Annotated in this window: 23 protein-coding genes, 2 tRNA genes and 5 pseudogenes; 12 read left to right on the top strand and 18 right to left on the bottom strand. The window is 66.7% G+C overall.

What is annotated here, in order from left to right; genetic code table 11:
• The first annotated feature begins 26 nt into the window (after nt 1–26).
• Nucleotides 27–656 (top strand): TetR/AcrR family transcriptional regulator, encoded by a 630-nt coding sequence (locus PIB19_RS21555; protein WP_271238970.1) that lies wholly within the window; start codon nt 27–29, stop codon nt 654–656.
• On the opposite strand, the pseudogene PIB19_RS21550 reads toward PIB19_RS21555, so the two are convergent.
• The 5 genes and pseudogenes from PIB19_RS21550 to PIB19_RS21535 form a co-directional block, all read right to left on the bottom strand.
• Nucleotides 653–2,010 (bottom strand): annotated as a pseudogene (locus tag PIB19_RS21550) (NCS2 family permease). The gene PIB19_RS21555 and the pseudogene PIB19_RS21550 sit on opposite strands and share 4 nt — an antisense overlap.
• Before the next feature lie 57 nt (nt 2,011–2,067).
• Nucleotides 2,068–3,447 carry an AtzE family amidohydrolase gene (locus tag PIB19_RS21545; RefSeq protein WP_271238969.1) on the bottom strand — a complete coding sequence of 460 codons (1,380 nt, stop codon included), beginning with the start codon at nt 3,445–3,447 and terminating at the stop codon, nt 2,068–2,070.
• 144 nt (nt 3,448–3,591) lie between these two features.
• Complete coding sequence (locus tag PIB19_RS23870; protein ID WP_443018660.1) at nt 3,592–3,723, bottom strand: DUF6538 domain-containing protein; 132 nt, start codon at nt 3,721–3,723, stop codon at nt 3,592–3,594.
• An 89-nt stretch (nt 3,724–3,812) separates the two neighbouring features.
• Nucleotides 3,813–3,887 (bottom strand) — tRNA-Ala (locus PIB19_RS21540).
• A gap of 86 nt (nt 3,888–3,973) precedes the next feature.
• Nucleotides 3,974–4,294, bottom strand: a complete 321-nt coding sequence (locus PIB19_RS21535) for a TIGR02300 family protein (RefSeq protein ID WP_271238968.1) — start codon at nt 4,292–4,294, stop codon at nt 3,974–3,976.
• A gap of 146 nt (nt 4,295–4,440) precedes the next feature.
• On the opposite strand from PIB19_RS21535, the pseudogene aroA reads away from it, so the two are divergent.
• Together aroA and PIB19_RS21525 are read left to right on the top strand one after the other, a co-directional pair.
• Nucleotides 4,441–5,717 (top strand): annotated as a pseudogene (aroA, locus tag PIB19_RS21530) (3-phosphoshikimate 1-carboxyvinyltransferase).
• A gap of 9 nt (nt 5,718–5,726) precedes the next feature.
• Nucleotides 5,727–6,357 (top strand): annotated as a pseudogene (locus PIB19_RS21525) ((d)CMP kinase).
• A gap of 2 nt (nt 6,358–6,359) precedes the next feature.
• Here PIB19_RS21525 and PIB19_RS21520 read toward each other — a convergent pair.
• A complete protein-coding gene (locus tag PIB19_RS21520; protein WP_271238967.1) occupies nt 6,360–6,638 on the bottom strand; it encodes a hypothetical protein in 279 nt (92 codons plus the stop codon).
• 311 nt (nt 6,639–6,949) lie between these two features.
• On the opposite strand from PIB19_RS21520, the gene rpsA reads away from it, so the two are divergent.
• From rpsA to PIB19_RS21505, 3 genes are all read left to right on the top strand, one after another.
• A complete protein-coding gene (gene rpsA / locus PIB19_RS21515) occupies nt 6,950–8,662 on the top strand; it encodes a 30S ribosomal protein S1 (RefSeq protein WP_271238966.1) in 1,713 nt (570 codons plus the stop codon).
• A 166-nt stretch (nt 8,663–8,828) separates the two neighbouring features.
• Nucleotides 8,829–9,107 carry an HU family DNA-binding protein gene (locus tag PIB19_RS21510; RefSeq protein ID WP_056612023.1) on the top strand — a complete coding sequence of 93 codons (279 nt, stop codon included), beginning with the start codon at nt 8,829–8,831 and terminating at the stop codon, nt 9,105–9,107.
• Nucleotides 9,108–9,189: 82 nt separating this feature from the next.
• Nucleotides 9,190–9,276: transfer RNA gene (locus PIB19_RS21505), tRNA-Leu, on the top strand.
• Nucleotides 9,277–9,281: 5 nt separating this feature from the next.
• Here PIB19_RS21505 and PIB19_RS21500 read toward each other — a convergent pair.
• Entirely contained in the window at nt 9,282–9,515 is a 234-nt protein-coding gene (locus PIB19_RS21500; RefSeq protein WP_271238965.1) for a hypothetical protein, read from the bottom strand.
• 71 nt (nt 9,516–9,586) lie between these two features.
• Between PIB19_RS21500 and PIB19_RS21495 the strand changes: the two are divergent.
• From PIB19_RS21495 to PIB19_RS21485, 3 genes and pseudogenes are all read left to right on the top strand, one after another.
• Nucleotides 9,587–10,863 (top strand): annotated as a pseudogene (locus PIB19_RS21495) (ABC transporter substrate-binding protein).
• Nucleotides 10,830–11,150 carry a hypothetical protein gene (locus PIB19_RS21490; protein ID WP_271238964.1) on the top strand — a complete coding sequence of 107 codons (321 nt, stop codon included), beginning with the start codon at nt 10,830–10,832 and terminating at the stop codon, nt 11,148–11,150. The pseudogene PIB19_RS21495 and the gene PIB19_RS21490 overlap by 34 nt, the downstream one beginning before the upstream one ends.
• A gap of 21 nt (nt 11,151–11,171) precedes the next feature.
• The gene (locus PIB19_RS21485) at nt 11,172–11,585 is read left to right on the top strand and encodes a DUF4112 domain-containing protein (protein WP_271241054.1); all 414 of its coding nucleotides are present in this window, start codon (nt 11,172–11,174) and stop codon (nt 11,583–11,585) included.
• A gap of 14 nt (nt 11,586–11,599) precedes the next feature.
• On the opposite strand, the gene nadC is transcribed toward PIB19_RS21485, so the two are convergent.
• Nucleotides 11,600–12,445: a carboxylating nicotinate-nucleotide diphosphorylase gene (gene nadC, locus PIB19_RS21480; RefSeq protein ID WP_271238963.1), complete on the bottom strand. Its 846-nt coding sequence runs from the start codon at nt 12,443–12,445 to the stop codon at nt 11,600–11,602.
• A gap of 337 nt (nt 12,446–12,782) precedes the next feature.
• Between nadC and dinB the strand changes: the two are divergent.
• The 3 genes and pseudogenes from dinB to PIB19_RS21465 form a co-directional block, all read left to right on the top strand.
• Nucleotides 12,783–13,812: pseudogene (dinB, locus tag PIB19_RS21475) on the top strand (DNA polymerase IV); the annotation flags it as partial.
• A 98-nt stretch (nt 13,813–13,910) separates the two neighbouring features.
• Nucleotides 13,911–14,519, top strand: a complete 609-nt coding sequence (locus PIB19_RS21470) for a DNA-3-methyladenine glycosylase I (RefSeq protein WP_271238962.1) — start codon at nt 13,911–13,913, stop codon at nt 14,517–14,519.
• Between the two features lie 111 nt (nt 14,520–14,630).
• Complete coding sequence (locus PIB19_RS21465; RefSeq protein ID WP_271238961.1) at nt 14,631–15,029, top strand: Dabb family protein; 399 nt, start codon at nt 14,631–14,633, stop codon at nt 15,027–15,029.
• A 161-nt stretch (nt 15,030–15,190) separates the two neighbouring features.
• Here PIB19_RS21465 and nadA read toward each other — a convergent pair whose 3' ends face one another.
• The 10 genes from nadA to PIB19_RS21415 all read right to left on the bottom strand — a co-directional run bounded on the left by nadA (nt 15,191) and on the right by PIB19_RS21415 (nt 22,103).
• Nucleotides 15,191–16,219, bottom strand: a complete 1,029-nt coding sequence (nadA, locus tag PIB19_RS21460; protein WP_271238960.1) for a quinolinate synthase NadA — start codon at nt 16,217–16,219, stop codon at nt 15,191–15,193.
• Nucleotides 16,220–16,264: 45 nt separating this feature from the next.
• A complete protein-coding gene (locus PIB19_RS21455) occupies nt 16,265–17,053 on the bottom strand; it encodes a hypothetical protein (RefSeq protein ID WP_271238959.1) in 789 nt (262 codons plus the stop codon).
• Between the two features lie 61 nt (nt 17,054–17,114).
• Entirely contained in the window at nt 17,115–17,378 is a 264-nt protein-coding gene (locus PIB19_RS21450; protein WP_271238958.1) for a hypothetical protein, read from the bottom strand.
• Nucleotides 17,378–17,812 carry a DUF4230 domain-containing protein gene (locus PIB19_RS21445; protein ID WP_271238957.1) on the bottom strand — a complete coding sequence of 145 codons (435 nt, stop codon included), beginning with the start codon at nt 17,810–17,812 and terminating at the stop codon, nt 17,378–17,380. Before PIB19_RS21445 ends, PIB19_RS21450 begins: the two co-directional genes overlap by 1 nt.
• A complete protein-coding gene (locus PIB19_RS21440) occupies nt 17,794–18,651 on the bottom strand; it encodes an MBL fold metallo-hydrolase (RefSeq protein WP_271238956.1) in 858 nt (285 codons plus the stop codon). Before PIB19_RS21440 ends, PIB19_RS21445 begins: the two co-directional genes overlap by 19 nt.
• A gap of 188 nt (nt 18,652–18,839) precedes the next feature.
• Nucleotides 18,840–20,336 carry a M56 family metallopeptidase gene (locus PIB19_RS21435; protein WP_271238955.1) on the bottom strand — a complete coding sequence of 499 codons (1,497 nt, stop codon included), beginning with the start codon at nt 20,334–20,336 and terminating at the stop codon, nt 18,840–18,842.
• Nucleotides 20,333–20,701 carry a BlaI/MecI/CopY family transcriptional regulator gene (locus PIB19_RS21430; protein WP_271238954.1) on the bottom strand — a complete coding sequence of 123 codons (369 nt, stop codon included), beginning with the start codon at nt 20,699–20,701 and terminating at the stop codon, nt 20,333–20,335. Before PIB19_RS21430 ends, PIB19_RS21435 begins: the two co-directional genes overlap by 4 nt.
• Before the next feature lie 500 nt (nt 20,702–21,201).
• Entirely contained in the window at nt 21,202–21,534 is a 333-nt protein-coding gene (gene grxD, locus PIB19_RS21425; RefSeq protein WP_271238953.1) for a Grx4 family monothiol glutaredoxin, read from the bottom strand.
• Nucleotides 21,535–21,538: 4 nt separating this feature from the next.
• Nucleotides 21,539–21,778, bottom strand: coding sequence for a BolA family protein (locus tag PIB19_RS21420; protein ID WP_056611947.1), 240 nt, complete (start codon nt 21,776–21,778; stop codon nt 21,539–21,541).
• A 1-nt stretch (nt 21,779) separates the two neighbouring features.
• The gene (locus PIB19_RS21415; RefSeq protein WP_271238952.1) at nt 21,780–22,103 is read right to left on the bottom strand and encodes a DUF1476 domain-containing protein; all 324 of its coding nucleotides are present in this window, start codon (nt 22,101–22,103) and stop codon (nt 21,780–21,782) included.
• Nucleotides 22,104–22,166 lie beyond the last annotated feature (63 nt).

Below are 22,166 nucleotides of genomic sequence, written 5' to 3'. Positions count from 1 at the left end.
AGCATGGCCGCGCTACATCGTTCGGGATGGCGAGCGAGACGGCAAAGCGCGATCCGGCCCGCACCCGCGCGGCACTGCTCGAGGCGGCGACGCGCGATTTCGCCGCGCACGGCTTCGCAGGCGCGCGCACCGAGCGCATCGCAGCCGCCGCCAAGTGCAACATCCGGCTGCTCTACCATCATTTCGAGAGCAAGGAGGGCTTGTACCGCGCCGCGATCGAGACAGCGTATGCCGACCTCCGTCACCGCGAGGCCGCGCTGGAATTCGATCTTGCCGATCCGCTCGGTTGCATCGACCGGCTGCTCCGCTTCACCTTCGCCTATTTTGAGAGCAACCCGGATCTGGACGGCCTGCTCCGCGCCGAGAACGCCCTTCAGGGACGCTTCATCCGGCAATCGCGCCAGGTCCATGGCGAGGGCGCGGGGCTGCACACGCGGATCGAGGCGGTGCTCGCCGCCGGCGCCGAGCAGGGCACGATACGGCCCGGCATCGACCCGCTCCAGCTCTACGTCACGATCGCGGCGCTCAGCCGTTTCCACATCGGCAATGCCTGGTCGCTGGCGATCGGGCTCGACCAGGATCTGACCAGCCCGGCGTGGCGCGCCGAGCGGCTCGAGCATTGCGCCGCGATGCTGCGCGCCTGGCTTACGCCTTAGCCGCCGGCCAGCCAGGCGAAGCGGCCGACGAACAACGCGGCCAGCACCAGCAGCAGCCAGTCGCTCTTCGAGATCTTGCCGCGGACCAGCTTGAGCAGCGCGTGCGCCGTGATCCCGAACGCCAGTCCGTTGGCGATCGAGAAGGTCAGCGGGATCATTATCAACGTCAGGAAGGCGGGTAGCCCGATTTCGGGCTCGTCCCACGGCACATCGGCGAGCGGCGCCATCATCAACCCGCCGACCAGCACCAACGCCGGGGCCGTCGCGGCCAGGGGGATCAGTTGGGCATAGGGTGCGGCCAGCATCGCGACGAGGAACAGCACGCCGGTGACGATCGCGGTCAGCCCGGTGCGCCCGCCCGCCTGCACGCCTGCGGCGCTCTCGACATAGGAGGTGACCGTGCTCGTCCCCACCAGCGCGCCGAACATCGTCGCGAAGGAGTCGACGACGAGGATGCGGTTGAGGCGTGGGATGCGTCCGTCAGCGTCGATCAGCCCCGCACGCCGCGTGACGCCGACCAGGGTGCCGATATTGTCGAACAGATCGACGAAGAGGAACACGAACAGGATCTCGAACAGCGCAAGCCCGTGCCCCGAGAAACCGAACACGCCGCCAAGGTCGAGCTGGAAAGCGGTCTGCGCGATCGCGCCGAGATCATAAGGCTGGGGGCGAACTGGACGATGCCCATCGCCCAGCCCAGGCCGGTGGTGGCGAGGATGGCGATCAGGATGGCACCCTTCACGCGCCATGCCGAAAGCGCGGCGACCAGCACCAGCCCGATGAGCGCGAGCACCGCGCCGGGTGCGCGCAGGTCCCCGAGCGCGACCGACGTGGCTGGGTTGGACACCACGATCCCGGCATTGCGCAAGCCGATGAACGCGATGAACAGCCCGATCCCGCCCGCTACCGCCGCGAAGAGGTATTGCGGAATCGCCGCGATGATCATCTGGCGGATCCCGGCAACGGTCAGCACCAGAAAGGCCACGCCCGAGACGAACACGCAGCCCAGCGCCACCGGCCAGGGCACGCCCATCGCCTGGACCACCGTGAAGCTGAAATAAGCGTTGAGTCCCATGCCTGGAGCCAGCGCCAGCGGCATGTTTGCGAACATCCCCATGAGGATGCTGGCTATACCCGCAGCCAGGCACGTCGCCGCCGCGACGGCCGCGATCGGCATTCCCGCCTGGCCCAGGATCGCCGGGTTGACCAGGATGATATACGCCATGGTCAGGAAGGTAGTGGAGCCGGCAAGCACCTCGGTGCGTAGATTCGTGCCGGCCGCGGCGAGCCCGAAATGCCGTTCGAGCACGCCGCCCGCCTGCTCCGTTCGGTCGTCGGCTGCTTCGCTGGTCATTTGCGCCCCCGGTTGTTTCGCAGTGCAGCATAACCGGAAGCGCGCGTAACGGAAGCGTCACGATGGCGGCGGCGAAAATCCTGTCAGGCCCGCGGCCTCGAGATGCTCGGCAAAGGCAAACAGAGTCCCCTCGGCGCCGGGCTTGCCGATGAGCTGGATGCCGAGCGGAAGCTTGCCGGGGCGCAGCAACGGCGCGGCGATTACCGGCAGTCCGATGAAGCTCAGCGGCTGGGTGTAGATGCCCAGATGCGCGCGCGCCGGCACGCGCGCGCCGTCCACCTCGATCATCGGATCATCGACCAACGGCGCCTCGACGCCCGCCGAGGGAGCAATGAGGACGTCATATGCTTCGAACAGCCGCTCCGCCTCGGCACCAAACCACGCGCGGAACCGCTCGGCGGCTCGATAGGCCGAACCGGGCATCAGCGCACCCGCGATCAGCCGATCGCGCGTCTGTGGATCGAAGCCACTCGCGCGGCGGCGCAGTTCGGGCAGGTGCCGCGTCCCGCCTTCCACTGCCGTCATCAGGAACGCCGCCGAGCGCGCGGTGTCGACCTGGGGCAGTTCCACAATGGGCACGCCGCCGAGATGGGCGCCGATCGCGTCGATGCCCCCGGCAAGCTCGGGCGCGACATTGCGGGCGAACCATCCGCCCAGCCTGGCCACGCGCGGCGTCGGATTTGCCTGCTCCGCCGATCCGCCCAGGACCTGCCAGGCGAGCCGCAGGTCGGCAACCGACTTCGCGAACGGACCGATATCGTCGAAGCTGTCGACGAACGGAAACACGCCGTCCATCGGCAGGCCGCCATGCGTCGGCTTGAGACCATAGACTCCGCAAAGTCCGGCCGGAACGCGGATCGACCCGTTGGTATCCGATCCCAGCGTCAGCGGCAGCATTCCCGCCGCGACCGCCGCCGCCGATCCGCCGGACGATCCTCCCGCGATCCGGTCCCGGTCGTGCGGGTTGCGCGTCGTGCCGAACGCCGCGTTGATCGTCGCGAAACCGTAAGCGAATTCGTCCATGTTGAGCGTCGCGACGAGAACCGCGCCGGCCTGCTTGAGCCGCCGGACGGCTTCGGCGTCGCGAAGCGCGGGTGCCGCATCGCGGCGCATGCCCGCGCCCGCAGTCGTCGCCAGCCCGGCGACGTCGAACAGGTCCTTCACCCCAAAGGGTATTCCGGCCAGGGGACCGGGATCCTCGCCCCGGGCCACGGCGGCATCGATCGCCGCCGCCGCGTCGAGCGCCTCGACGGCAAGGACGCGGGTGGCTGCGACCAGAGAGGCATTATCCCGGCTGATCGCCGCCAGCGCCGAACAGGCGATCTCGACTGCGCTTTGCCGCCCCCGCGGACCTCCGCCGCGATCCAGGCAAGCGTACTCACGCCGCGTTTTCCGCCGGAGCGGAATCTTGATTGCTCGCCTCGACTCTGTCGGCATGCGCCTTGAGAGCGCGAAGAGCCTCTGCAACTCCCGCCAGGCTATCGCTCTCGAGACTGATCCCGCGAAACTCGGCAAGCGATCGGGCGAGATCGACGTAACTTTCGGGCGCGTCGGGCATGCCTAGCGTAGAGAGCGCGGCTGTCAGATTGTCAAAGCCGTTCCTCGTCGCGCGCGCATGAACTCCGCTTTGCCACTCAGCGCAGGGCGCAATTCTGATGGGATAATGCGGCGGAAATAGTAGGTCGACCCGCGCTTGGCGAGGTACGTACACAAGGCTTCGCGGCCTATTACAAATGTAACAGTCGCCTGTAAAACCCTAGGTTTTCTGCCAGTTTAGCAGCTCTTCAACTGCTTAGGGGGAATGGTGGAGCCGAGGGGATCGAACCCCTGACCTCTGCAATGCCATTGCAGCGCTCTCCCAGCTGAGCTACGGCCCCAAACCCCAGGAAGACGGGCCCATTAGAAGGGCTCCGCTGGTTTGGCAAGGACGCTTTTCGCATGCGCCCTTGCCGCACCGATTTTCTTACTGATCGTCCTCGTCGGTCGCCGTCTCGACACCGAGATCGTCGTCGCCGCCCAGATCGACGTCATCGTCGGGGGACGGCTCTTCGTCCTCGGCGATGTCCAGATCTTCATCACCCAGATCGGAGTCGACCGCCGCCGGCTTGTCGGGGCTGGCCTTGACCACTTCGAAGGGCATCGGCTGCTTCGACTTGAGAATCGGTTCAGGCGCCCACGAATAGGCGCAGCTGATGCAGGTGACCGGTTCGTCCTTGGTCAGATCGTAAAAGCGCGTTCCGCACTTCGGGCACGCGCGCTTGGTGCCCCATTCCGGCTTCACCATGTGTTGCCTCTTGCCTTTCAAAATATCGAGATTTCGGGTGTGACCCGGAAAGTGGGGGCGCCTTGCCATGACGCAAGGCGGCTGTCAAAGCCGCGCGCAATGTCGCACGCCCCGCCTCGCCCCTCGCCGTTTCCGCCCGCGGTCCACTGCGCGGCACCGTCACCGTTCCCGGCGACAAATCGATCAGCCATCGCTCGCTGATGTTTTCGGCGCTTGCGGTGGGCGAGAGCCGGATCGAAGGGCTGCTCGAGGGCGAGGACGTGCTGGCCACCGCCGCTGCGATGCGGGCGATGGGCGCTGATATCGTACGTGGCGACGACGGCGTCTGGCGCGTCCACGGCGTCGGCGTGGGCGGGCTGCTCCAGCCGCAGGCGGCGCTCGACATGGGCAATTCGGGAACCTCGACGCGACTCCTGATGGGACTCGTCGCCAGCCATGCGATCACTGCGACCTTTACCGGCGACGCCTCGCTCTCCGGCCGTCCGATGGGGCGGGTGATCGAGCCGCTGTCGAAGATGGGCGCGGACATCACCTCGTCGCCTGGAGGTCGGCTGCCGCTGATGGTGCGCGGGATCAATCCCGCGGTGCCGATCGAATATACCCTTCCCGTCGCCTCGGCGCAGGTGAAGTCGGCAGTGCTGCTCGCCGGGCTCAACACGCCGGGGATCACCCGGGTGATCGAACCGGTGCCGACACGCGACCATAGCGAGCGAATGCTGCGCGGATTCGGTGCGGAACTGACTGTCGAGGATGGCCCGAACGGCAAGATCATCTCGATCACCGGCGAAGCCGAATTGAAGCCCCAGCACATCATGGTGCCCGGCGACCCTTCCTCGGCCGGCTTCTGGATGGTGGCGGCATCGATCGTGCCGGGCTCCGAGATCCTGATCCGCAACGTCTGCATGAACCCGACCCGCACCGGGCTGATCACTGCGCTCAAGCTGATGGGCGCCGACATTACCGAGATCGACGCACGCGAAGTGGGGGCGAAGCGGTCGCCGACCTGCGCGTTCGCCATGCGCCGCTGAACGCGATCGAGGTGCCGCCCGAACTCGCGCCGAGCATGATCGACGAATATCCAATCCTGTTCGTGGCGGCCTCGTTCGCGCAGGGCCGCACCGTCGCACGCGGTGCGCACGAACTGCGCGTCAAGGAATCGGACCGGATCGCGACGATGCGCACTGCGCTCGAAGCTGCAGGCGTGCGTACCGAGGAATATGAGGACGGACTGACGATCCAGGGCTCGGGCGGCGATCCGCTGCCCGGCAATGCACAGGTCGCCTCGAAGCTCGATCACCGCATCGCGATGAGCATGACCGTCGCCGGGCTGGGCGCGGCCCAGCCGATCACGATCGACGATGTCGGTCCGGTCGCGACCAGCTATCCCGATTTCTTCCAGACTCTCGAGGCTCTTGGACAGTAAGTGCGTAGCATGATCATCGCCGTCGACGGACCTGCAGCCTCGGGCAAGGGCACCATCGCCCGCGCGCTCGCGCGGCATTACAAATTGCCGCATCTCGATACCGGCCTGCTCTATCGCGCCGTCGCCGCGACGGTGCTCCGTGGGGCTCGATCCGGCTTCGGCAGCCGATGCAGTCGCGTCCTGCGGTTTCGAGGATGCGCTGCTCGACGATCCCTGGCTGCGCACCGACGAGGTCGGCAAGGTGGCGTCGGTGGTTTCCGCCCATCCGCCGGTTCGCGCGGCGCTGCTGGATCGCCAACGCAGGTTCGCGCAGCAACCCGGCGGCGCAGTGCTCGACGGGCGCGACATCGGCACGGTGATCGCGCCCGACGCGGATGTGAAGCTGTTCGTGAAAGCGACCCCCACGATCCGCGCGCAGCGGCGCCACCTCGAGTTGCGCAAGCAAGGCGCCAATACCAGCCTCGACAGAGTACTGGCCGACATCCGCGCCCGCGACGAGCGCGACTCGCACCGTTCCGAAGCGCCGATGCGGCAGGCCGAGGACGCCGCGGTGCTCGACACCAGCTTCCTGGCGATCGACGCCGCCGTCCAGCGCGCGATCGCCCTGGTCGAGGCGCGAACCCGCGCCGCTCCGAATTGAGCTCAGCCGATCGGCAAGGTGATTTCGCCGCCCTCGCCCGGCTGCGTGAAGCCGCGCAGGATCGTGAGCATCCCTTCGGTGCCGAACAATTGGTATAATGTGAACAGGCCGCGCGAGAGATCGCCGTCGAACTGGAACGAGAATCGGTCCATCCCGCAATTCTCCATCTCCAGCGGCCCGCCGGCATAGACGAAGACGACATCACGGAAGGAGCAGCCGGTATAGCTGTTGCCGTCCAGCGAGACGGTGGTCGATTCGAAGGTCTGGTTGACGTATTCCATGGCGCTTTCTTCTTCTGGGTGGGCGCGGCCCTGACATGACGGGCGCGCCACCGCAATGCCCGGCTGCGCAGCTTGCCTCTCGGGCCCGGTTCAGCTAAGGGGCGCGCGTCCTGCGGGCGTTTGCTCGCGGAGGTTTGGCGCGTGGACATTGAGTCTCGCGCGCCCTTTTCGCACTTTATCGCGTCTGGTCCTCCGCCTGTTTTCGTCCGCGGATGCCGCGACCGGCATTCGGCCGCCGTGGCAATTTCGGCCTTTCAAGACCGCTGGATTCAACCAGCCGGCCGGAAAACGTGAACCAGGAACTGACCTCTATGGCCTCTACGGCAAACCCCAGCCGCGACGATTTCGCGGCACTCCTCGAACAAACTCTCGGCGGCGCAGAAAGCTTTGAAGGCCGCGTCGTCATCGGCACCGTCACCGGCATCGAGAACGATCTCGCCGTGATCGACGTGGGCCTCAAGTCCGAAGGCCGCGTGCCGCTTCGCGAATTCGCAGCGCCGGGCCAGAAGGCGGACCTCAAGGTCGGCGACGAAGTGCAGGTCTATGTCGACCGCGTCGAGAACGCCAATGGCGAAGCGATGCTCAGCCGCGACCGCGCCCGCCGCGAAGCCGCCTGGGACAATCTCGAAACCGAATTCGCCAAGACCGCACGCGTCGAGGGCGTCATCTTCGGCCGCGTCAAGGGCGGCTTCACCGTCGACCTTTCGGGCGCGGTGGCCTTCCTCCCCGGTTCGCAGGTCGATATCCGTCCGGTGCGCGACGTCACCCCGCTGATGGACATCCCCCAGCCCTTCCAGATCCTCAAGATGGACCGCAAGCGCGGCAACATCGTCGTGTCGCGTCGCGCGGTGCTCGAGGAAACCCGCGCCGAGCAGCGTTCGGGCCTGATCCAGTCGCTGGCCGAGGGCCAGGTGATCGACGGCGTCGTCAAGAACATCACCGATTACGGTGCGTTCGTCGACCTGGGCGGCATCGACGGCCTGCTCCACGTCACCGATCTCAGCTACAAGCGCGTCAACCATCCGAGCGAAGTGCTCAACATCGGTGACACGGTGAAGGTGCAGATCATCCGCATCAACCGCGACACGCAGCGCATCAGCCTCGGCATGAAGCAGCTCGAGAGCGATCCGTGGGATGGCGCCGCCGCCAAGTATCCGGTCGGCGAGAAGCTCAGCGGCCGCGTGACCAACATCACCGAGTACGGCGCGTTCGTCGAGCTCGAGCCGGGCATCGAAGGCCTGGTTCACGTCTCGGAGATGAGCTGGACCAAGAAGAACGTCCATCCGGGCAAGATCGTCTCGACCTCGCAGGAAGTCGAAGTCGTCGTGCTCGAGGTCGATGCCGAGAAGCGTCGCATCTCGCTGGGCCTCAAGCAGGCGCAGAACAACCCGTGGGAGGCCTTCGCGGCCGCGCACCCGGTCGGCACCGAAGTCGAGGGCGAAGTCAAGAACGCCACCGAGTTCGGCCTGTTCATCGGTCTCGACAACGACGTCGACGGCATGGTCCACATGTCGGACATCGCCTGGGGCATCTCGGGCGAGGACGCGCTCAACCTGCATCGCAAGGGCGAGACCGTTAAGGCGATCGTGCTCGCGATCGAGCCCGATAAGGAGCGCATCAGCCTCGGCATGAAGCAGCTCGAGCGCGGCGGCCCGTCGGCAGCCGTGGCTGCGGGCGGCGGCGACAAGCTCAACAAGAACGCGATCGTCACCGTGACGGTTCTCGAAGTCCGCGACGCGGGCCTCGAGGTTCAGGTTGGCGAGGACGGCGCGACCGGCTTCATCAAGCGCACCGATCTCGGCCGCGACCGCGACGAGCAGCGTCCGGAGCGTTTCCAGGTCGGTCAGAAGTTCGATGCGATGGTCACCGGCTTCGATCGTTCGAAGAAGCCGACCTTCTCGGTCAAGGCGATGCAGATCGCCGAAGAGAAGCAGGCCGTTCAGCAGTACGGCTCGTCCGATTCGGGCGCGTCGCTGGGCGACATCCTCGGCGAGGCCCTCAAGGCCCGCAACGAGAAGAACTGATGCAGGTCGGGGAAGCGGTTTCGGCCGCTTCCCCCTCATTTCCGAAATAAATGCCCTGAACTGATAATCTTCGGGTTGATGCAGGTTGCATAAGAGCGCTAGAGCAACCCGATCAGGGTAGCCGCGGCAGACCAACCGCAGTCCATGTGTGCCAAGGAGGGTGCGGATGATCCGTTCGGAACTCGTGCAACTGCTGGTCGATGAAAATCCCGGCCTGTCGGCACGCGAGGTCGAGAAGATCGTCTCGGTCTTCTTCGACGAAATCGTCGGCCGCCTGACCGAAGACGGACGCGTCGAGCTCCGCGGCTTCGGTGCTTTCTCCACCCGCGCCCGCGACGGCCGCACCGGCCGCAATCCGCGCACCGGCGAGACCGTGGAAGTCGCGCCCAAGCGCGTTCCCTATTTCAAGCCGGGCAAGGAAATGCGGGTTCGCCTCAACGTCTGAGCCGAACTTCCCTGTTACGCACGCAGATGAGGCCGGAACCGCTTGACGGTTTCGGCCTCATGCGCTTGGCAAGGACGGCAATGCGGACGTGGCGGAACCGGTAGACGCCGGAGACTTAAAATCTTCTGCCCCTCGGGGCGTGCGGGTTCGAGTCCCGCCGTCCGCACCAGATGCTTATTCGCTGTCGGGATCGTCGTCGTCGGTCGCGATGATCACGCCGCCGGCGATGATCGCCGCCACGCCGATGATCGCGATGATCGGCGCGCCCGCGAGGTCCGATTCCTTCTCCGCATCGGTCGAGGCACGCAGCGAGAGCTTGGAGGCGGAGCCTTGCGCGGCGATTGCCGGCGTGGCCGCCAGCGAGAGTGCGGCCATCGCGGTCGCAACTTGTCCCAGGATACGCACCATCGAAATACTCCTCGGTTGGGGGCAAGCGGAGAAACTTTCGACTTCGGGCCCGGTTCCCTCGATTCGCTGCAATGCGGCGAACCGAGCCTGTGCACGGCGTGGCAGGAGCATCGGCAGGGGGTTGGCAGCATGAGGCCTGCGCCATACACCCGCGCTGTCTCCCATTGGTGGAACCCTGCATGAATCGCTTTGCCTTACCTGTTTTGCTTGCCCTGGGGCTGGCGACCGGTGGGTGCGGCGGCGGGCAGCGCAAGGACGATGCGCCGGTGGTGGTGAGCGTCATCGGCGGCGAGGCGCGGCTCGCGGATCCGAGCGCCGGGCCGATCGATCCGGCCGAGCGCGTGCTGATGGGCGCGACGGCGCAGGGGCTGGTGCGGTTCGACGCGGCCGGACAGATCGAGCCGGGGCTCGCCGAGCGCTGGATCGTCATCGACGACGGCCGCAGCTACATCTTCCGCCTGCGCGAAGCCTATTGGCCCGACGGCACACCGGTTACCGCCGCGCAGGTGATCCGGGTCCTCCGCCGCGCTGCGGCGCCCGGCAGCCGCAACCCGCTGGCCCCTTCCTCGCAGTGATCGACGAGATCGTCGAGATGACCCCCACGGTGATCGAGGTGCGGCTGAAACGGCCCCGCCCCGATCTGCTGAAGCTGTTCGCCCAGCCCGAGCTGGCGGTGTTCCGCACCGGCACGCTCGACGGCAGCGGCCCCTTCCTCGCCCGGAAGATCGCGCACGGCTTCCTGCTGCGCCCTGCTCCCGACACCTCCCGGCAGGACAATGCCGCGCCCGCGCCGGAGGAAACCGTGCAGCTTTACGGCGAGCGCGCCGCGCTGGCGCTCGCGCGCTTCAAGGCGGGCGAATCCGACATGATCCTCGGCGGCACCTTTGCCGACTGGCCGATCCTCGAGCCCGCGAAGATCGCCCCTGCCAACCTCCAGGTGGACCATGCCGTCGGCCTGTTCGGGCTCGCAGTGCTCCATCGCCGCGATTTTCTGGCCGATGCCGCGAACCGCGCGGCGATCGCGATGGCGATCGATCGCGCCACGCTGACCCAGCAGCTCGACGCCGATTGGGCACCGATGGAGACTTTGCTGCCGACCAGGATCGATTCGGCGGCGCCGCCCGCCCAGCCGGGCTGGTGGACCCTGCCGCTCGACGTACGGCGCGAGACTGCCCGTGCACGCGTGCTCGCGTGGCGGCAGGCGCATCCGGAGCCGCTGACATTGCGCATCGCATTGCCCCCGGCCCCGGCGCCACTCTGGTCTGGGCGCATTTGGCGCTGGCGATGCGGCGGATCGGGATCGAACCGCAGCGCGTGGGGCTCGGCGACCCGGCGGACCTGCGGCTGATCGACGCCGTCGCCCCCTATGACAGCGGCCGCTGGTTCCTGCAGACCGCCTGCATCGCCTGTTCGGACGAGGCGAAAGCATTGGTCGAAGCGGCCCGCGACGCCCCCGACCTCGCCGCCCGCGCGCAGCGCATCGCCGAGGCCGACGCGGCGCTCACCATGGATTCCTCTTATATTCCAATCGCCCAACCCCTACGTTGGTCGCTCGTCGCGCTGCGGCTCGACGCCTGGCAGCGGAACACGCGGGCATGGCACCCGTTGAACCACCTGCGAAACGAGACGGAGTAGGCTGTGGCGAAGACGGAGCGAATGGCATCGGGATGGACCGCGGCGGCGAAGGATCTGCCGCTGGGCAAGGATCCCGCGCATGTCCGCCGCAGGATCGAGGCGATGGAGCATCTGCTCGAGCGCAGCTTCACCATTCCCGGCACGCGCTTTCCGGTCGGCCTCGACGTGGTGCTCGATCTCATCCCCGGCATCGGCACCACGATCGCGGCGGCGATGGGCGCCTATATGGCATGGGAGGCGCGCAACCTCGGCATGTCGAAGACGCAGATCGCGCGGATGGCGGGCAATATCGGCTTCGACTGGATGCTGGGCATGATCCCGTGGGTCGGCGCGATCCCCGATCTGTTCTTCCGCTCGAACTCGCGCAATCTGAAGATCATCAAGAAGCATCTCGACAAGCATCACCCGGCGAGCGTGACGATCGATCAGGGCTGACCCTGCAAGGCCGCTCAGGCGGCAGTGAAATCGAGCCCGATATCGGCGGCGGGGGCCGACTGGGTGAGGCGGCCGACGCTGACATAAGTGACGCCCGATTCGGCGATGGCGCGGATCGTGTCGAGGCGGACGCCGCCTGAGGCTTCGGTGGGCACCCGGCCCGCGACCAGGGCCACCGCCTCGCGCAGCGTATCCGGCCCCATATTGTCGAGCAGCAGGTGGGTGGCGCCGGCTTCGAGCGCGGGCGCGATCTGGTCGATGCGGTCGACCTCGACGATGATCCGCGCGATCCCCGCATCGACCGCACGGCGCACCGCCTCGCCGATCGAACCGGCGACGCCGACATGGTTGTCCTTGATCATCGCCGCGTCCCAAAGCCCCATGCGGTGATTCTGCGCGCCGCCCATGCGCGTGGCATATTTCTCGAGCACGCGCAGGCCGGGGATGGTCTTGCGGGTATCGAGCAAGGTCGCGCCGGTGCCGGCGATCGCGTCGACATAGGAACGAGTGAGCGTCGCGATGCCCGAGAGATGCTGGATGGTGTTGAGTGCCGAGCGCTCGGCCGTGAGCATCGCGTGGGCCTTGCCGCGCAGGCGGAGCAGGTCGGTGCCGGCGGGGACGCTCTGCCCGTCCTCGACGAGCCGCTCGATCGCGACTTCGGGGTCGAGCGCGCGGAAGAATGCCTCGGCGATCGGCAGCCCGGCGACGGTGATCGCATCGCGGCTGTCCATCACCCCTTCGAACACCGCCTCGGCGGGGATCACTGCAGCGGAAGTGATGTCGCCGGCATCGCCGAGATCCTCGGCGAGGGTGGCGCTGACGAAGGCGGCGAGGTCGAATTGATCGAGGGTGAAGGGCATAAGGGTGCTGTACAGGCAGATCGCACGCGGTGGAATCGCTTCGTTGGCGTTCGCCCTCAACTTTCAAACGTCACCCCGGCGCAGGCCGGGGCCCAGAGCCAAAAGCGACATGGCCCGTAACTCTGGGCCCCGGCCTGCGCCGGGGTGACGGACCCCTTCCCCGTTCGCCCTGAGCTTGTCGAAGGGCGGTGTGCGTCGAGCGAACGAATGGTAGCCGTGCTTCGACAAGCTCAGCACGAACGAAACGGAATAAACCTTCACCGTTCCCCTATTGTTCGAACAGCGCTAGACCAACGCCGTGAACGACACGCCCGTCCGGAAGATCATCCATATCGACATGGACGCCTTCTATGCGTCGGTCGAGCAGCGTGACGCGCCCGAGCTGCGGGGGCGGCCGGTGGCGGTGGGCTATGCCGCGGCGCGTGGCGTGGTGGCGGCGGCGAGCTATGAGGCACGGACCTTCGGCGTGCGATCGGCACTGCCTTCGGTGACGGCGCTGCGGCGTTGCCCCGAGCTCGTCTTCGTGAAGCCGCGCTTCGACGTGTACAAGGCCGTGTCCCGGCAGATCCACGCGATCTTCGCCGATTATACCGAGCTGATCCAGCCGCTGTCGCTCGACGAAGCCTATCTCGACGTGACCGCCAATCGTCGCGGGATCGAGACCGCCTGGGCGACCGCGAAGGAGATTCGCGCGCGGATCCTGGAGGAAACCGGGCTCACCGCCTCGGCCGGCATCTCGTACAACAAGTTCCTCGCCAAGCTCGCGTCGGACCAGCGCAAGCCCAACGGCCAGTTCGCAGTGACGCCCGAGATGGGCGCGGCGTGGGTGGAGACGCTGCCGGTGGCGCGCTTCCACGGGGTGGGGCCGGTGACCGCGGCGAAGATGAAGCGGCTGGGGATCGAGACGGGGCGGATTTGCGCGACAAGTCGCTCGACTTCCTGCGCGCGCATTTCGGCAGCGCGGCCGAATGGTATCACGCCATTGCGCGCGGCCAGGACGACCGGCCGGTGAACCCGTCGCGCGAGCGCAAATCCTCGGGATCGGAGACGACCTTCGACCGCGACCTGACCGAGACGCCCGAGATCGAGGCGGGCGTATTGCGCATGGCCGACGAGGTCTGGGACTGGTGCGACAAGGCGCAGGCGTTCGGGCGGACCGTGACGGTGAAGGTGAAGTTCGCCGATTTCAGGCAGATCACCCGGAGCAAGAGCTTCGCGTCGGTGGTGCGGACACGGGAAGCGCTGCAGGCGGCGAGTCGCGAGTTGATCGGGCTGGTACTGCCGCCCGAGAAGGAATCCGGCTGGTGGGGGTCACGGTTTCGAACTTCGAGGCGGAGATTGGAGAGAGCGAGGCGCTGCCGTTGTTCGGGGCGGGGAAGCGGCTTAGGGGCGTGCAGGCACGGCCGACATCTCAAACCAACAGGCAGCCAAGCCGATACCCGGCTGCCCTCCGAAAGGCGGAACGATGAGCGCGACCATTCCCGGACCAGACGGAAAACCACGTTGCCGCTGGTGCGCGGCGGCGCCCGAGTTCCTGGCCTATCACGACAATGAATGGGGTTTCCCGGTCAGCGACGACAGGCGTCTGTTCGAGAAATTGTGCCTCGAAGGGTTTCAGTCCGGGCTGAGCTGGCGAACGATCCTCGCCAAGCGGGAGAATTTCCGTGCGGCTTTCCACCATTTCGACTTCGACCGGATTGCCGGGTTCAGCGATTCCGACGTGACGCGCCTGCTGCAGGATCAGGGCATCGTCCGCCACCGCGGCAAGATCGAAGCGGTCATCAACAACGCCCGGCGCGTGCAGGAGCTGGTGAAACAGCACGGCTCGCTCGCCGCTTATGTCTGGCGTTTCGAACCGGAGCCGGACGAACTTGCGCCACCGCAGACGGCCTCGACATCGGCGGCGTCGATCCTGATGTCGAAGGACCTGAAGAAGCGCGGCTGGACCTTTGTCGGGCCGACCACCGTCTATGCCTTCATGCAGGCGATGGGGTTGATCAACGATCATGCGGAGGGGTGCGTGGTGCGCGAACAGGCAGCCCGTGCAAGGGAGACATTTCAGCTACCCGAATAAACCCTCGCCTCCGCGAGGTCGCGCTTGACCCCGGACGCCGGCGCGGAGACGATACCAAGCGGAATCAATGCGGCCCCGGCGCCGGGGCCATCGGAAGGATGAGATGACAGGATGTCAGTCAATCGCAGGGATATCGTGAAGGGTGCCGCATTGGGCGCGGCCGCCATGGCCGCGGGTCCGGCCGCGGCGGCGCCGGCGGGCGGGAAGATCGTCCATCACGTCTTCTTCTGGCTGAAGAACCCGGATTCGGCCGCGGATCGCGAGCAGCTGATCGCGGGGCTGCGCAAGCTCGCCGCGGTCGACGTCGTCCGCAGCCTGCAGATCGGCGTGCCGGCATCGACCGAGCAGCGCGACGTGGTCGATTCGAGCTTCCACGTCTCCGAGCTGATGGTGTTCGACAATGTCGCCGATCAGAAGACCTATCAGGACCATCCGGTGCACAAGGACTTCGTCGCCAAGTGCAGCCATTTGTGGGCGAAGGTGATCGTGTACGACATGGTGACGGTGTAGCTGTCGCATCCGGTTGACGGCACCGACCCCCGTCCTAACCCGTCACCCCGGACTTGTTCCGGGGTCCACCGGGAGGCGGGCGACGCGTTCTCGCTTCCAGCTTCTCCGTCGCGGCACAGTGGATCCCGGCACAAGGCCGGGATGACGGATTTCCGGAAAGCTTAATCCCCCTTCCGGGGATCGCCGCCCACCGCGGGGACCGGACCGAGATCGCCCTGCCCCACCGTGGCGCTCGCCATCTCCAGCATGCGGTCGAGGCTCTTCTTCGCCTTCAGCCGCATGCCTTCCTCGATCTCGATGCGTGGATTGAGGTCGCGCAGCGCGAGGTAGAGCTTCTCCATGTTGTTGAGCGCCATGTACGGGCAGATATTGCAGTTGCAATTGCCGTCCGCGCCGGGCGCGCCGATGAAGTTCTTCTCCGGCAGCGCCTTTTCCATCTGGTGGATGATGTGCGGCTCGGTGGCGACGATCAGGGTCTGCCCGGGAAAGCTCTTGGCGAAATCGAGGATGCCGCGGGTCGAGCCGACATAATCGGCGTGATCGAGGATGTGCGGCGGGCATTCGGGGTGCGCGGCGACCGGCGCTCCAGGGTGCTGCGCCCGCAGCTTGAGCAATTCGGTCTCCGAGAATGCCTCGTGGACGATGCACACGCCCGGCCAGAGCAGCATCTCGCGCCCGAGCGTGCGGGTGAGATAGCCGCCGAGATTGCGGTCGGGACCGAAGATGATCTTCTGATCGAGCGGGATCTGGCTGAGGATCTTTTCGGCCGAGGAGCTGGTGACGATGATGTCGCTCAGCGCTTTCACTTCGACCGAACAGTTGATGTAGGTGAGCGCGATGTGATCGGGGTGCTGCGCGCGGAAGGCGGCGAACTGATCGGGCGGGCAGCTGTCTTCGAGGCTGCACCCGGCGTTCATGTCGGGGAGCACGACGATCTTGTCGGGCGAGAGGATCTTGGCGGTCTCGGCCATGAAGCGGACGCCACAGAATGCGATCACATCGGCGTCGGTCTCGGCGGCTTTCCGGCTCAGATCGAGGCTGTCGCCGACGAAGTCCGCCAGGTCCTGCAACTCGGGCTTCTGGTAATAATGCGCGAGGATGACGGCGTTGCGCTCCTTGCGGAGCCGATCGATCTCGGCGCGAAGGTCGAGGCCGGCGAGGCTGCCGCCGATGCCGTTGCGTGCGTCCATGGGTGTCCGGGCCTTTTCGAGAGCGTTCGGCTCCCAAATGGCGGTCTAACGCCCGGTGATCAAGGGACCGGCGGGCGGCGGCGGAAACTCCAGCGGCGGAACCTCGACACCCGGATAGCCCGCCGTCACTGCATCGTAGATCGCGATGCCCAGCGGCGTTGCGGGGATCAGCACCGTGGCGAGCTGGGTCACGACCAATGCGGCGACGCCCCACCCCCAGGCGGGATGGACGGCGCCGCGACGGCGGAGATCGGCGAAAATGCCGATCAGCGGCCAGATCATCGCCGCGGCGAATACCCACCAGCCCGCATGGGGGATCAGCAGCGGCATCGGCAGCAACCGCCCGAAGGCTGGCCCGGTGAGCACCGCCACGGCGCAAAGGAGCAGCCGGCGATGCCATTCGGTGCGTCGCCTGAGCAATATCGCCGCGGCGACGAGGCCGCCGAAGCAGAGGATGCTGAGCGAATTCATCACGAGGAAATAAGCAGGCAGGAAGAAGAAGGGCGTGGTGCCGTTCCGGACCATGTTTACAGTGATAGTGACACCAACCCCCACCATCCCGCCCGCCCAGACCGCGCCGATCCAGCCGAGCCGACGGTGGAGCGCGATCGAGCCGCGGGTCACGAGGACATTCTGCACGACGTAGAGCGCGATGAAGCCGAAGAACGTGATCGCATGGAGATGGACGAGCGGCGGCGAGGCGAAGCTCGAACGGCCCGCTGCGAGCTGGAGCGAGAAACCGGCAACGATGGTCAGCGCCATCGCGATCGCCATCGTCAGGAAGAACCGGTCGTCGCGGCCATATCCCGGCTGCGGTGTCGCCTGCGTCGCCATGAAACCCCCTCACACTCTTGCAGATGTGAAGGTATCGGAAGGTCAGGCGCGGCTCAACCGGTTACCATTTATTGGCGACTACGTCCTCCGGGCGGCGCGAGCGGTCCCAATCTTCGGTCGGGCGCTCGTCGGGGAAGAATACTACGACCCTGGCGTCGAGGCCGGCGGCCTTGAGCGGCATCGCGAAGCTGCGCTCGATCGCCCGGCGCGTGGCTTCCTTCGCCAGCTTGACCGGCATGGGGGCACGGGCCTGGCGGATCAGCTCCTGCTGACCGGCCTTGCGATTGGCGGCATCGAGCTGGGTCTCGACATCGGTGAAGCGCATCAGCATGCCCCTTCCGAATATTCGCGGATGCCGTCGAGATCGACATCAGGGCCGATCACTTCGAGCGGGGGCAGCAGGATGGTCAGGCGCTTGTTGGCGGCATCCCAGGACAGACTCTTCTGCTGGAGCTTGGCCAGATCGACTTCGTAGCGGACCATGCCGGGCATGATCAGCGTCTTCTCGGCGCTGAGACCGAGGCGGCTCTGTTTCGAGGTGACCACCGCGACGTAGCGCGCAGCGAAAGTGGAGAGACGGTTCTGCTCGCGCAGGCCCTGCAGGCTCGCCTGGGCCACGGTGATCGGGTCTGGGCCGCGGAACTGGCTCTTGACGGTGTCGCCGAGGAACCACGCCCCGCCGCCGATCGCGAGGACGAGCGCGAGCAGCAGCGCACCGAACTTGAGGCAGCCCCAGTATTTCACGCGGCCATCTTCCACGCGCCGTCCTCCTCGGCGACGAGGCCGCGCGTCTGGAGGTCGAGTAGATGCGCGAGCACCGAGCGGCCGGCGGCACCGGTGAGGCGCGGATCGAGGCCGACATACATGCGCTCGACCATGTCGGGGATCGCGCCCACATCCTCGCGGAGCAGGCGCAGGATCTGGCCCTCGCGCTGCTTGCGGTGCCCCATCAGGCCGCGGACGAAGCGCCGGGGGCGCTCGATCGGCTCGCCATGCGCGGGGTAATAGATGCGGTCTTCGCGGGCCATCAGCTTGTCGAGGCTGGCCATGTACGCCGCCATGTCGCCGTCGGGCGGCGCGACCACGGTGGTCGACCAGCCCATGACATGATCGCCGGTGAAGAGGGCGCCGGCCTCGGGCAGCGCGAAGGCGAGATGGTTCGAGGTGTGCCCGGGCGTGGCGACAGCGGTGAGCGTCCAATCGAGGCCGGTGAGGCTCTCGCCGTCGGTGAGGGTGCGATCGGGGGCGTAACTGGTGTCGAAGGCGGCGTCGGCGCGGGGGCCGGCATCCTCGAGCGTGAGCGGCGCGCAGCCGATGATCGGAGCGCCGGTCGCGGCCTTGAGCGGGGCGGCGGCGGGGCTGTGGTCGCGGTGGGTGTGGGTGCACAGGATCGCGATGACCGGGCGGCCATGGATCGCGGCTAGCAGGGCTTGCAGATGCTCGGGATCGTCGGGGCCGGGATCGATCACAGCGAGTTCGGTAGTGCCGATCAGATAGGTCTGGGTGCCGGTATAAGTGAAAGGCGACGGGTTGGGCGCGAGGACGCGCGTGACCAGCGGCTCGATCGCGAGCGCGACGCCAGTGGGAGCCTCGATCATGGGGGCGATGTGGCGGGTAGAGGAGGTTTAGACAAGGCCGCTTCTCAATCCTCCCCCGCCAGGGGAGGTGGCAGGCGCAGCCTGACGGAGGGGAGGATTGGGGAATTAAACGGGGCCGGCTGCGAAGGAGTTCAGCCGGCCCCGTCGTGAAGGGAGTCCGCGGGGCAGCGGACACCCCTCCCCACTCGTCAGTCCTTGTCGCGCTGCTTCTCGAGCTCGGCCATCGCCTCGTCGATGCCCTTGAGCGCCTTGGCGCGCTCGTCGGCGGTCATGTTGGTTTCGCTCTCGATCGAGCGGCGCGCCATGCGCAGGCCCATGCGGGCGCTGTCCATGCCCATTGCCTTGTGACGCATCGTCATGCGTTGGGTATTGGTCGCGGCCATCTCGATACGATCGGTGCAGATGATCATGATCTTCCTGCCGCCATCCTCGCGATGCTCGACCGTCGGCTTGCCTTCGGCCCTGCCGCATTTGCCGTCGCGGACCTCGGGGATCGACATGCGGATCGCCTCGGGATCGGGCATCGCGATCTCGTCCTTGCTGCCGTCGGCGCGGACGATGACCATTTTCCGGACGCGCTTGCCGTCCTTCTTGTCGTCGGTCGAAAAGCTGTAGACGTGGCGCCCGGCCTTGTGCGGGCCGTCGGCCATCTCCGGAGCCTCGGGGCCTCCGGCGCTTCGGCGGCCTCGGGCGGTGCCGGCGGCGCGGGCACTTCCTGGCCCAGCGAGACACCGGTCACGGTCTCGACCCTGGTCTTGAGCGTCTCGGCCGCCGACGTGCCCGAGGCAGTGAAGCCGAGCGCGGCGACCGACAGTGCGCCGATGCCGATCAGTCCGGTGGCGGCGCGGGCGGGGAAAATTGCCGGGTCTTCGAAAGCATGCGTAACCTCCCTTGACTTCGTTGATCGTGTGCAAGTGACATGCCGCCGAGACCGCACCCCCATGCGCGGACTTGACGATTGCGCGACCATAAGCATGGCGCAGCGCCTGGGCGCGGCCGGCGAGCACAAGGGCGTCGCAGGCCATTTCCTGATCGGCGCGGAAGGCGCGGAAGGCCTTCCAGGCGACCGGATTGAACCAGTGAAGGGCGAGGACGATCAGCGCGACCCAGTTCGCTACAAGATCGCCGCGGACATGGTGGCCGAGCTCATGGGCGAGCGCGAGATCGCGCTCCTGCTCGTCGTACCGCTCGGAGAAGTCGCGCGGGAAGGCGACATATTTGCGGAAGATGCCGAAGGCCAGGGGCCCGTGTGCGGCGTCGGTCTCGATCACGCGGACCTTGCCCTGCGCCACGGTGCGGTCGACGCGGGCGCGGCGCAGCAGATTCGCAGTGTAGCGGCTGTGCGAGACGAGGTGGTAGGCGAGGAACGCCGCGGCGCCGAGCGCCCACAAAGCGAGCAGCACCATCCACAGGCCGAAGCTGCCTTCCGCCCCCGCCGCGGGCGCGGCGCCGAGCGGCTCGACGAAATAGACCGCGACGATGTCGCTCGCCGCGGCAACCGGCGCCGCCGCCTGTTCGCGCCAGCCCTCGGGGAGCGGCGGCAGGATCAATCGCGCTACCGGGAGCAGCCACAGGGCATAGGTCATATGCGGCCCGAACGCCTTGCGCACGGGGCCGCGCAGCGCCAGCACGAGCAGCATCAGCAGCGTGGTGGCGACGAAGGTCTCTATCGCGAAGCCGATCATGACTTGAGATCCTTCAGCAGCGCTTCGATCTCGGCGATGTCCTGGTCGGTGATCGCATCGCGTTCGGCGAGGTGCGCCACCAGCGGCGTGAGCTTGCCGCCGAACAGGCGGTCCATGAAGCGGCGCGATTCCCCGACGACATAGTCCGAGCGCGCGACCAGCGGACGGTAGCGATAGCGCCGGCCGTCTTCCTCATGCGCGATGATGCTCTTGGCGAGCAGGCGGCCGAGCAGGGTCTTGACCGTGTTGGCGCTCCAGTCGCGCTCGACGGGCACCCGCTCGGCAACTTCCTGCGCCGTGAGCGGCGACTCTTCCCAGAGCACCTCCATCACGGCATGTTCGGCGTCGCTGATCCGTTCGGTCATGAGTCCCTCTTCCCTGACTACGCCTGTAATCGTCACGATTACGTCTGTAGTCAAGTCGCTGAATGACCGATGAACGGATTATGTCCGGTGCGTGACCGGTGCCGGGCGTGCGCGCAGCCTGTCGGGGAAATTTACAGGGCCGCGGTCGGGAGTGCGATCGTTAACCACTGAAGCGGCTGGAAAAGCGCGGTTCGCGGAAACTGGCACGCCGGGTGCAAAGTATCAGGCACCCCGAGCGTTTCGACGCTTCATTCCAGGGTGGGTCGACCGCTTACTTAACCGGTCTCGCGTCGACCCACCCGACCCGGGGTTTCCCGACATCGATAGCGACTCGGAAGTTTTCGCGCTTCCCGTGCTCCGGCGCAGGCCGGAGCGTGGCCGCCAGTTGAACACCCTTCTTCGTCACCCCGGCCTCGAGCCGGGGTCCCGCTGCCTTGAGCCAAGCAGAAGAAGCGGGATCCCGGCTCAAGGCCGGGGTGACGGAAATGATTATCGAAAGGTCAGGCCTGCGCGGCGACGCCCTTGTCGGCCAGCAGCTGGGCCAGTTCGCCGCTCTCGTACATCTCCATCATGATGTCCGATCCGCCGACGAATTCGCCCTTCACATAGAGCTGGGGGATGGTCGGCCAGTCCGAGAAGGCCTTGATGCCCTGGCGGACGCCCTGGTCCTGGAGCACATCGACGCTCTCGAACTCGACGCCGAGATGGGTGAGGATCGCGATCGCGCGGCTCGAAAAGCCGCATTGCGGGAAAAGCGGGCTGCCCTTCATGAAAAGGAGCACGGGGTTGGCATCCACCAAACCCTGGATCCGGTCCTGAACTTCGTCGGTCACTTGTCTACTCCTCGGCTGGCGCTTCGGTGGTCAGCTGGAGCGCGTGGAGCACGCCGCCCATGCGCCCGCCGAGCGCTGCATAAACCGCCTGGTGCTGGCGCACGCGCGGCATCCCCCTGAACATGGGGGCGACGACGCGCGCTGCATAGTGGTCGCCGTCGCCGGCGAGGTCGGTAATCTCGACGCGGGCATCGGGGATGCCGGCGCGGATCAGTTCCTCGATCTCGGACGCGGCCATCGCCATCTTACTTCGATTCCATCAGCTGGCGGCGCGCCTCGACGGTCTTCTCCGCGATCGCCTGACGGATCGTCGCATCGTCGACTTCGACGCCGGCGGCGATCAGGTCGCCGAGCAGCTTGCGGATCACGTCCTCGTCGCCGGCTTCCTCGAAATCGGCCTGGACCACCGCCTTGGCATAGGCGTCGGTCTCTTCGGGCGTGAGGTTCATCTTGGCGGCTGCCCAGTGGCCGAGCAGACGGTTGCGGCGCGCGCTGACGCGGAAGGCAATGTCCTCGTCACGGGCGAATTTCGCCTCGAATGCGCGCTCGCGATCGTCGAAAGTGGTCATGTGGTGCTCGCCTCTGGGTGTCGGTTTCCGCCGAGATAGGAGGGAGGGAGAGGCAAGGCAACG

The organism is Sphingomonas sp. 7/4-4, assembly GCF_027941955.1.
GTDB lineage: Bacteria > Pseudomonadota > Alphaproteobacteria > Sphingomonadales > Sphingomonadaceae > Sphingomonas.
The sequence above is the reverse complement of the archived record's forward strand: the minus strand, read 5'-3'. Positions and strand labels throughout refer to the sequence as shown.

What these genes read in the sequence shown, in the direction of transcription:
- PIB19_RS21420 (WP_056611947.1), bottom strand. Translation starts at nt 21,778, where the DNA reads ATGGCGATGGCCGCGTCCGAGATCGAGGAACTGATCCGCGCCGGCATC.
- PIB19_RS21465 (WP_271238961.1), top strand. Translation starts at nt 14,631, where the DNA reads ATGTCAGTCAATCGCAGGGATATCGTGAAGGGTGCCGCATTGGGCGCG.
- PIB19_RS21545 (WP_271238969.1), bottom strand. Translation starts at nt 3,447, where the DNA reads ATGCCGACAGAGTCGAGGCGAGCAATCAAGATTCCGCTCCGGCGGAAA.
- PIB19_RS21450 (WP_271238958.1), bottom strand. Translation starts at nt 17,378, where the DNA reads ATGCGCTTCACCGATGTCGAGACCCAGCTCGATGCCGCCAATCGCAAG.
- PIB19_RS21435 (WP_271238955.1), bottom strand. Translation starts at nt 20,336, where the DNA reads ATGATCGGCTTCGCGATAGAGACCTTCGTCGCCACCACGCTGCTGATG.
- PIB19_RS21485 (WP_271241054.1), top strand. Translation starts at nt 11,172, where the DNA reads ATGGCATCGGGATGGACCGCGGCGGCGAAGGATCTGCCGCTGGGCAAG.
- PIB19_RS21535 (WP_271238968.1), bottom strand. Translation starts at nt 4,294, where the DNA reads ATGGTGAAGCCGGAATGGGGCACCAAGCGCGCGTGCCCGAAGTGCGGA.
- nadA (WP_271238960.1), bottom strand. Translation starts at nt 16,219, where the DNA reads ATGGACGCACGCAACGGCATCGGCGGCAGCCTCGCCGGCCTCGACCTT.
- PIB19_RS21415 (WP_271238952.1), bottom strand. Translation starts at nt 22,103, where the DNA reads ATGACCACTTTCGACGATCGCGAGCGCGCATTCGAGGCGAAATTCGCC.
- nadC (WP_271238963.1), bottom strand. Translation starts at nt 12,445, where the DNA reads ATGCCCTTCACCCTCGATCAATTCGACCTCGCCGCCTTCGTCAGCGCC.
- PIB19_RS21430 (WP_271238954.1), bottom strand. Translation starts at nt 20,701, where the DNA reads ATGACCGAACGGATCAGCGACGCCGAACATGCCGTGATGGAGGTGCTC.
- PIB19_RS21455 (WP_271238959.1), bottom strand. Translation starts at nt 17,053, where the DNA reads ATGGCGACGCAGGCGACACCGCAGCCGGGATATGGCCGCGACGACCGG.
- PIB19_RS21470 (WP_271238962.1), top strand. Translation starts at nt 13,911, where the DNA reads ATGAGCGCGACCATTCCCGGACCAGACGGAAAACCACGTTGCCGCTGG.
- PIB19_RS21500 (WP_271238965.1), bottom strand. Translation starts at nt 9,515, where the DNA reads ATGGTGCGTATCCTGGGACAAGTTGCGACCGCGATGGCCGCACTCTCG.
- PIB19_RS21520 (WP_271238967.1), bottom strand. Translation starts at nt 6,638, where the DNA reads ATGGAATACGTCAACCAGACCTTCGAATCGACCACCGTCTCGCTGGAC.
- rpsA (WP_271238966.1), top strand. Translation starts at nt 6,950, where the DNA reads ATGGCCTCTACGGCAAACCCCAGCCGCGACGATTTCGCGGCACTCCTC.
- PIB19_RS21510 (WP_056612023.1), top strand. Translation starts at nt 8,829, where the DNA reads ATGATCCGTTCGGAACTCGTGCAACTGCTGGTCGATGAAAATCCCGGC.
- PIB19_RS21440 (WP_271238956.1), bottom strand. Translation starts at nt 18,651, where the DNA reads ATGATCGAGGCTCCCACTGGCGTCGCGCTCGCGATCGAGCCGCTGGTC.
- PIB19_RS21555 (WP_271238970.1), top strand. Translation starts at nt 27, where the DNA reads ATGGCGAGCGAGACGGCAAAGCGCGATCCGGCCCGCACCCGCGCGGCA.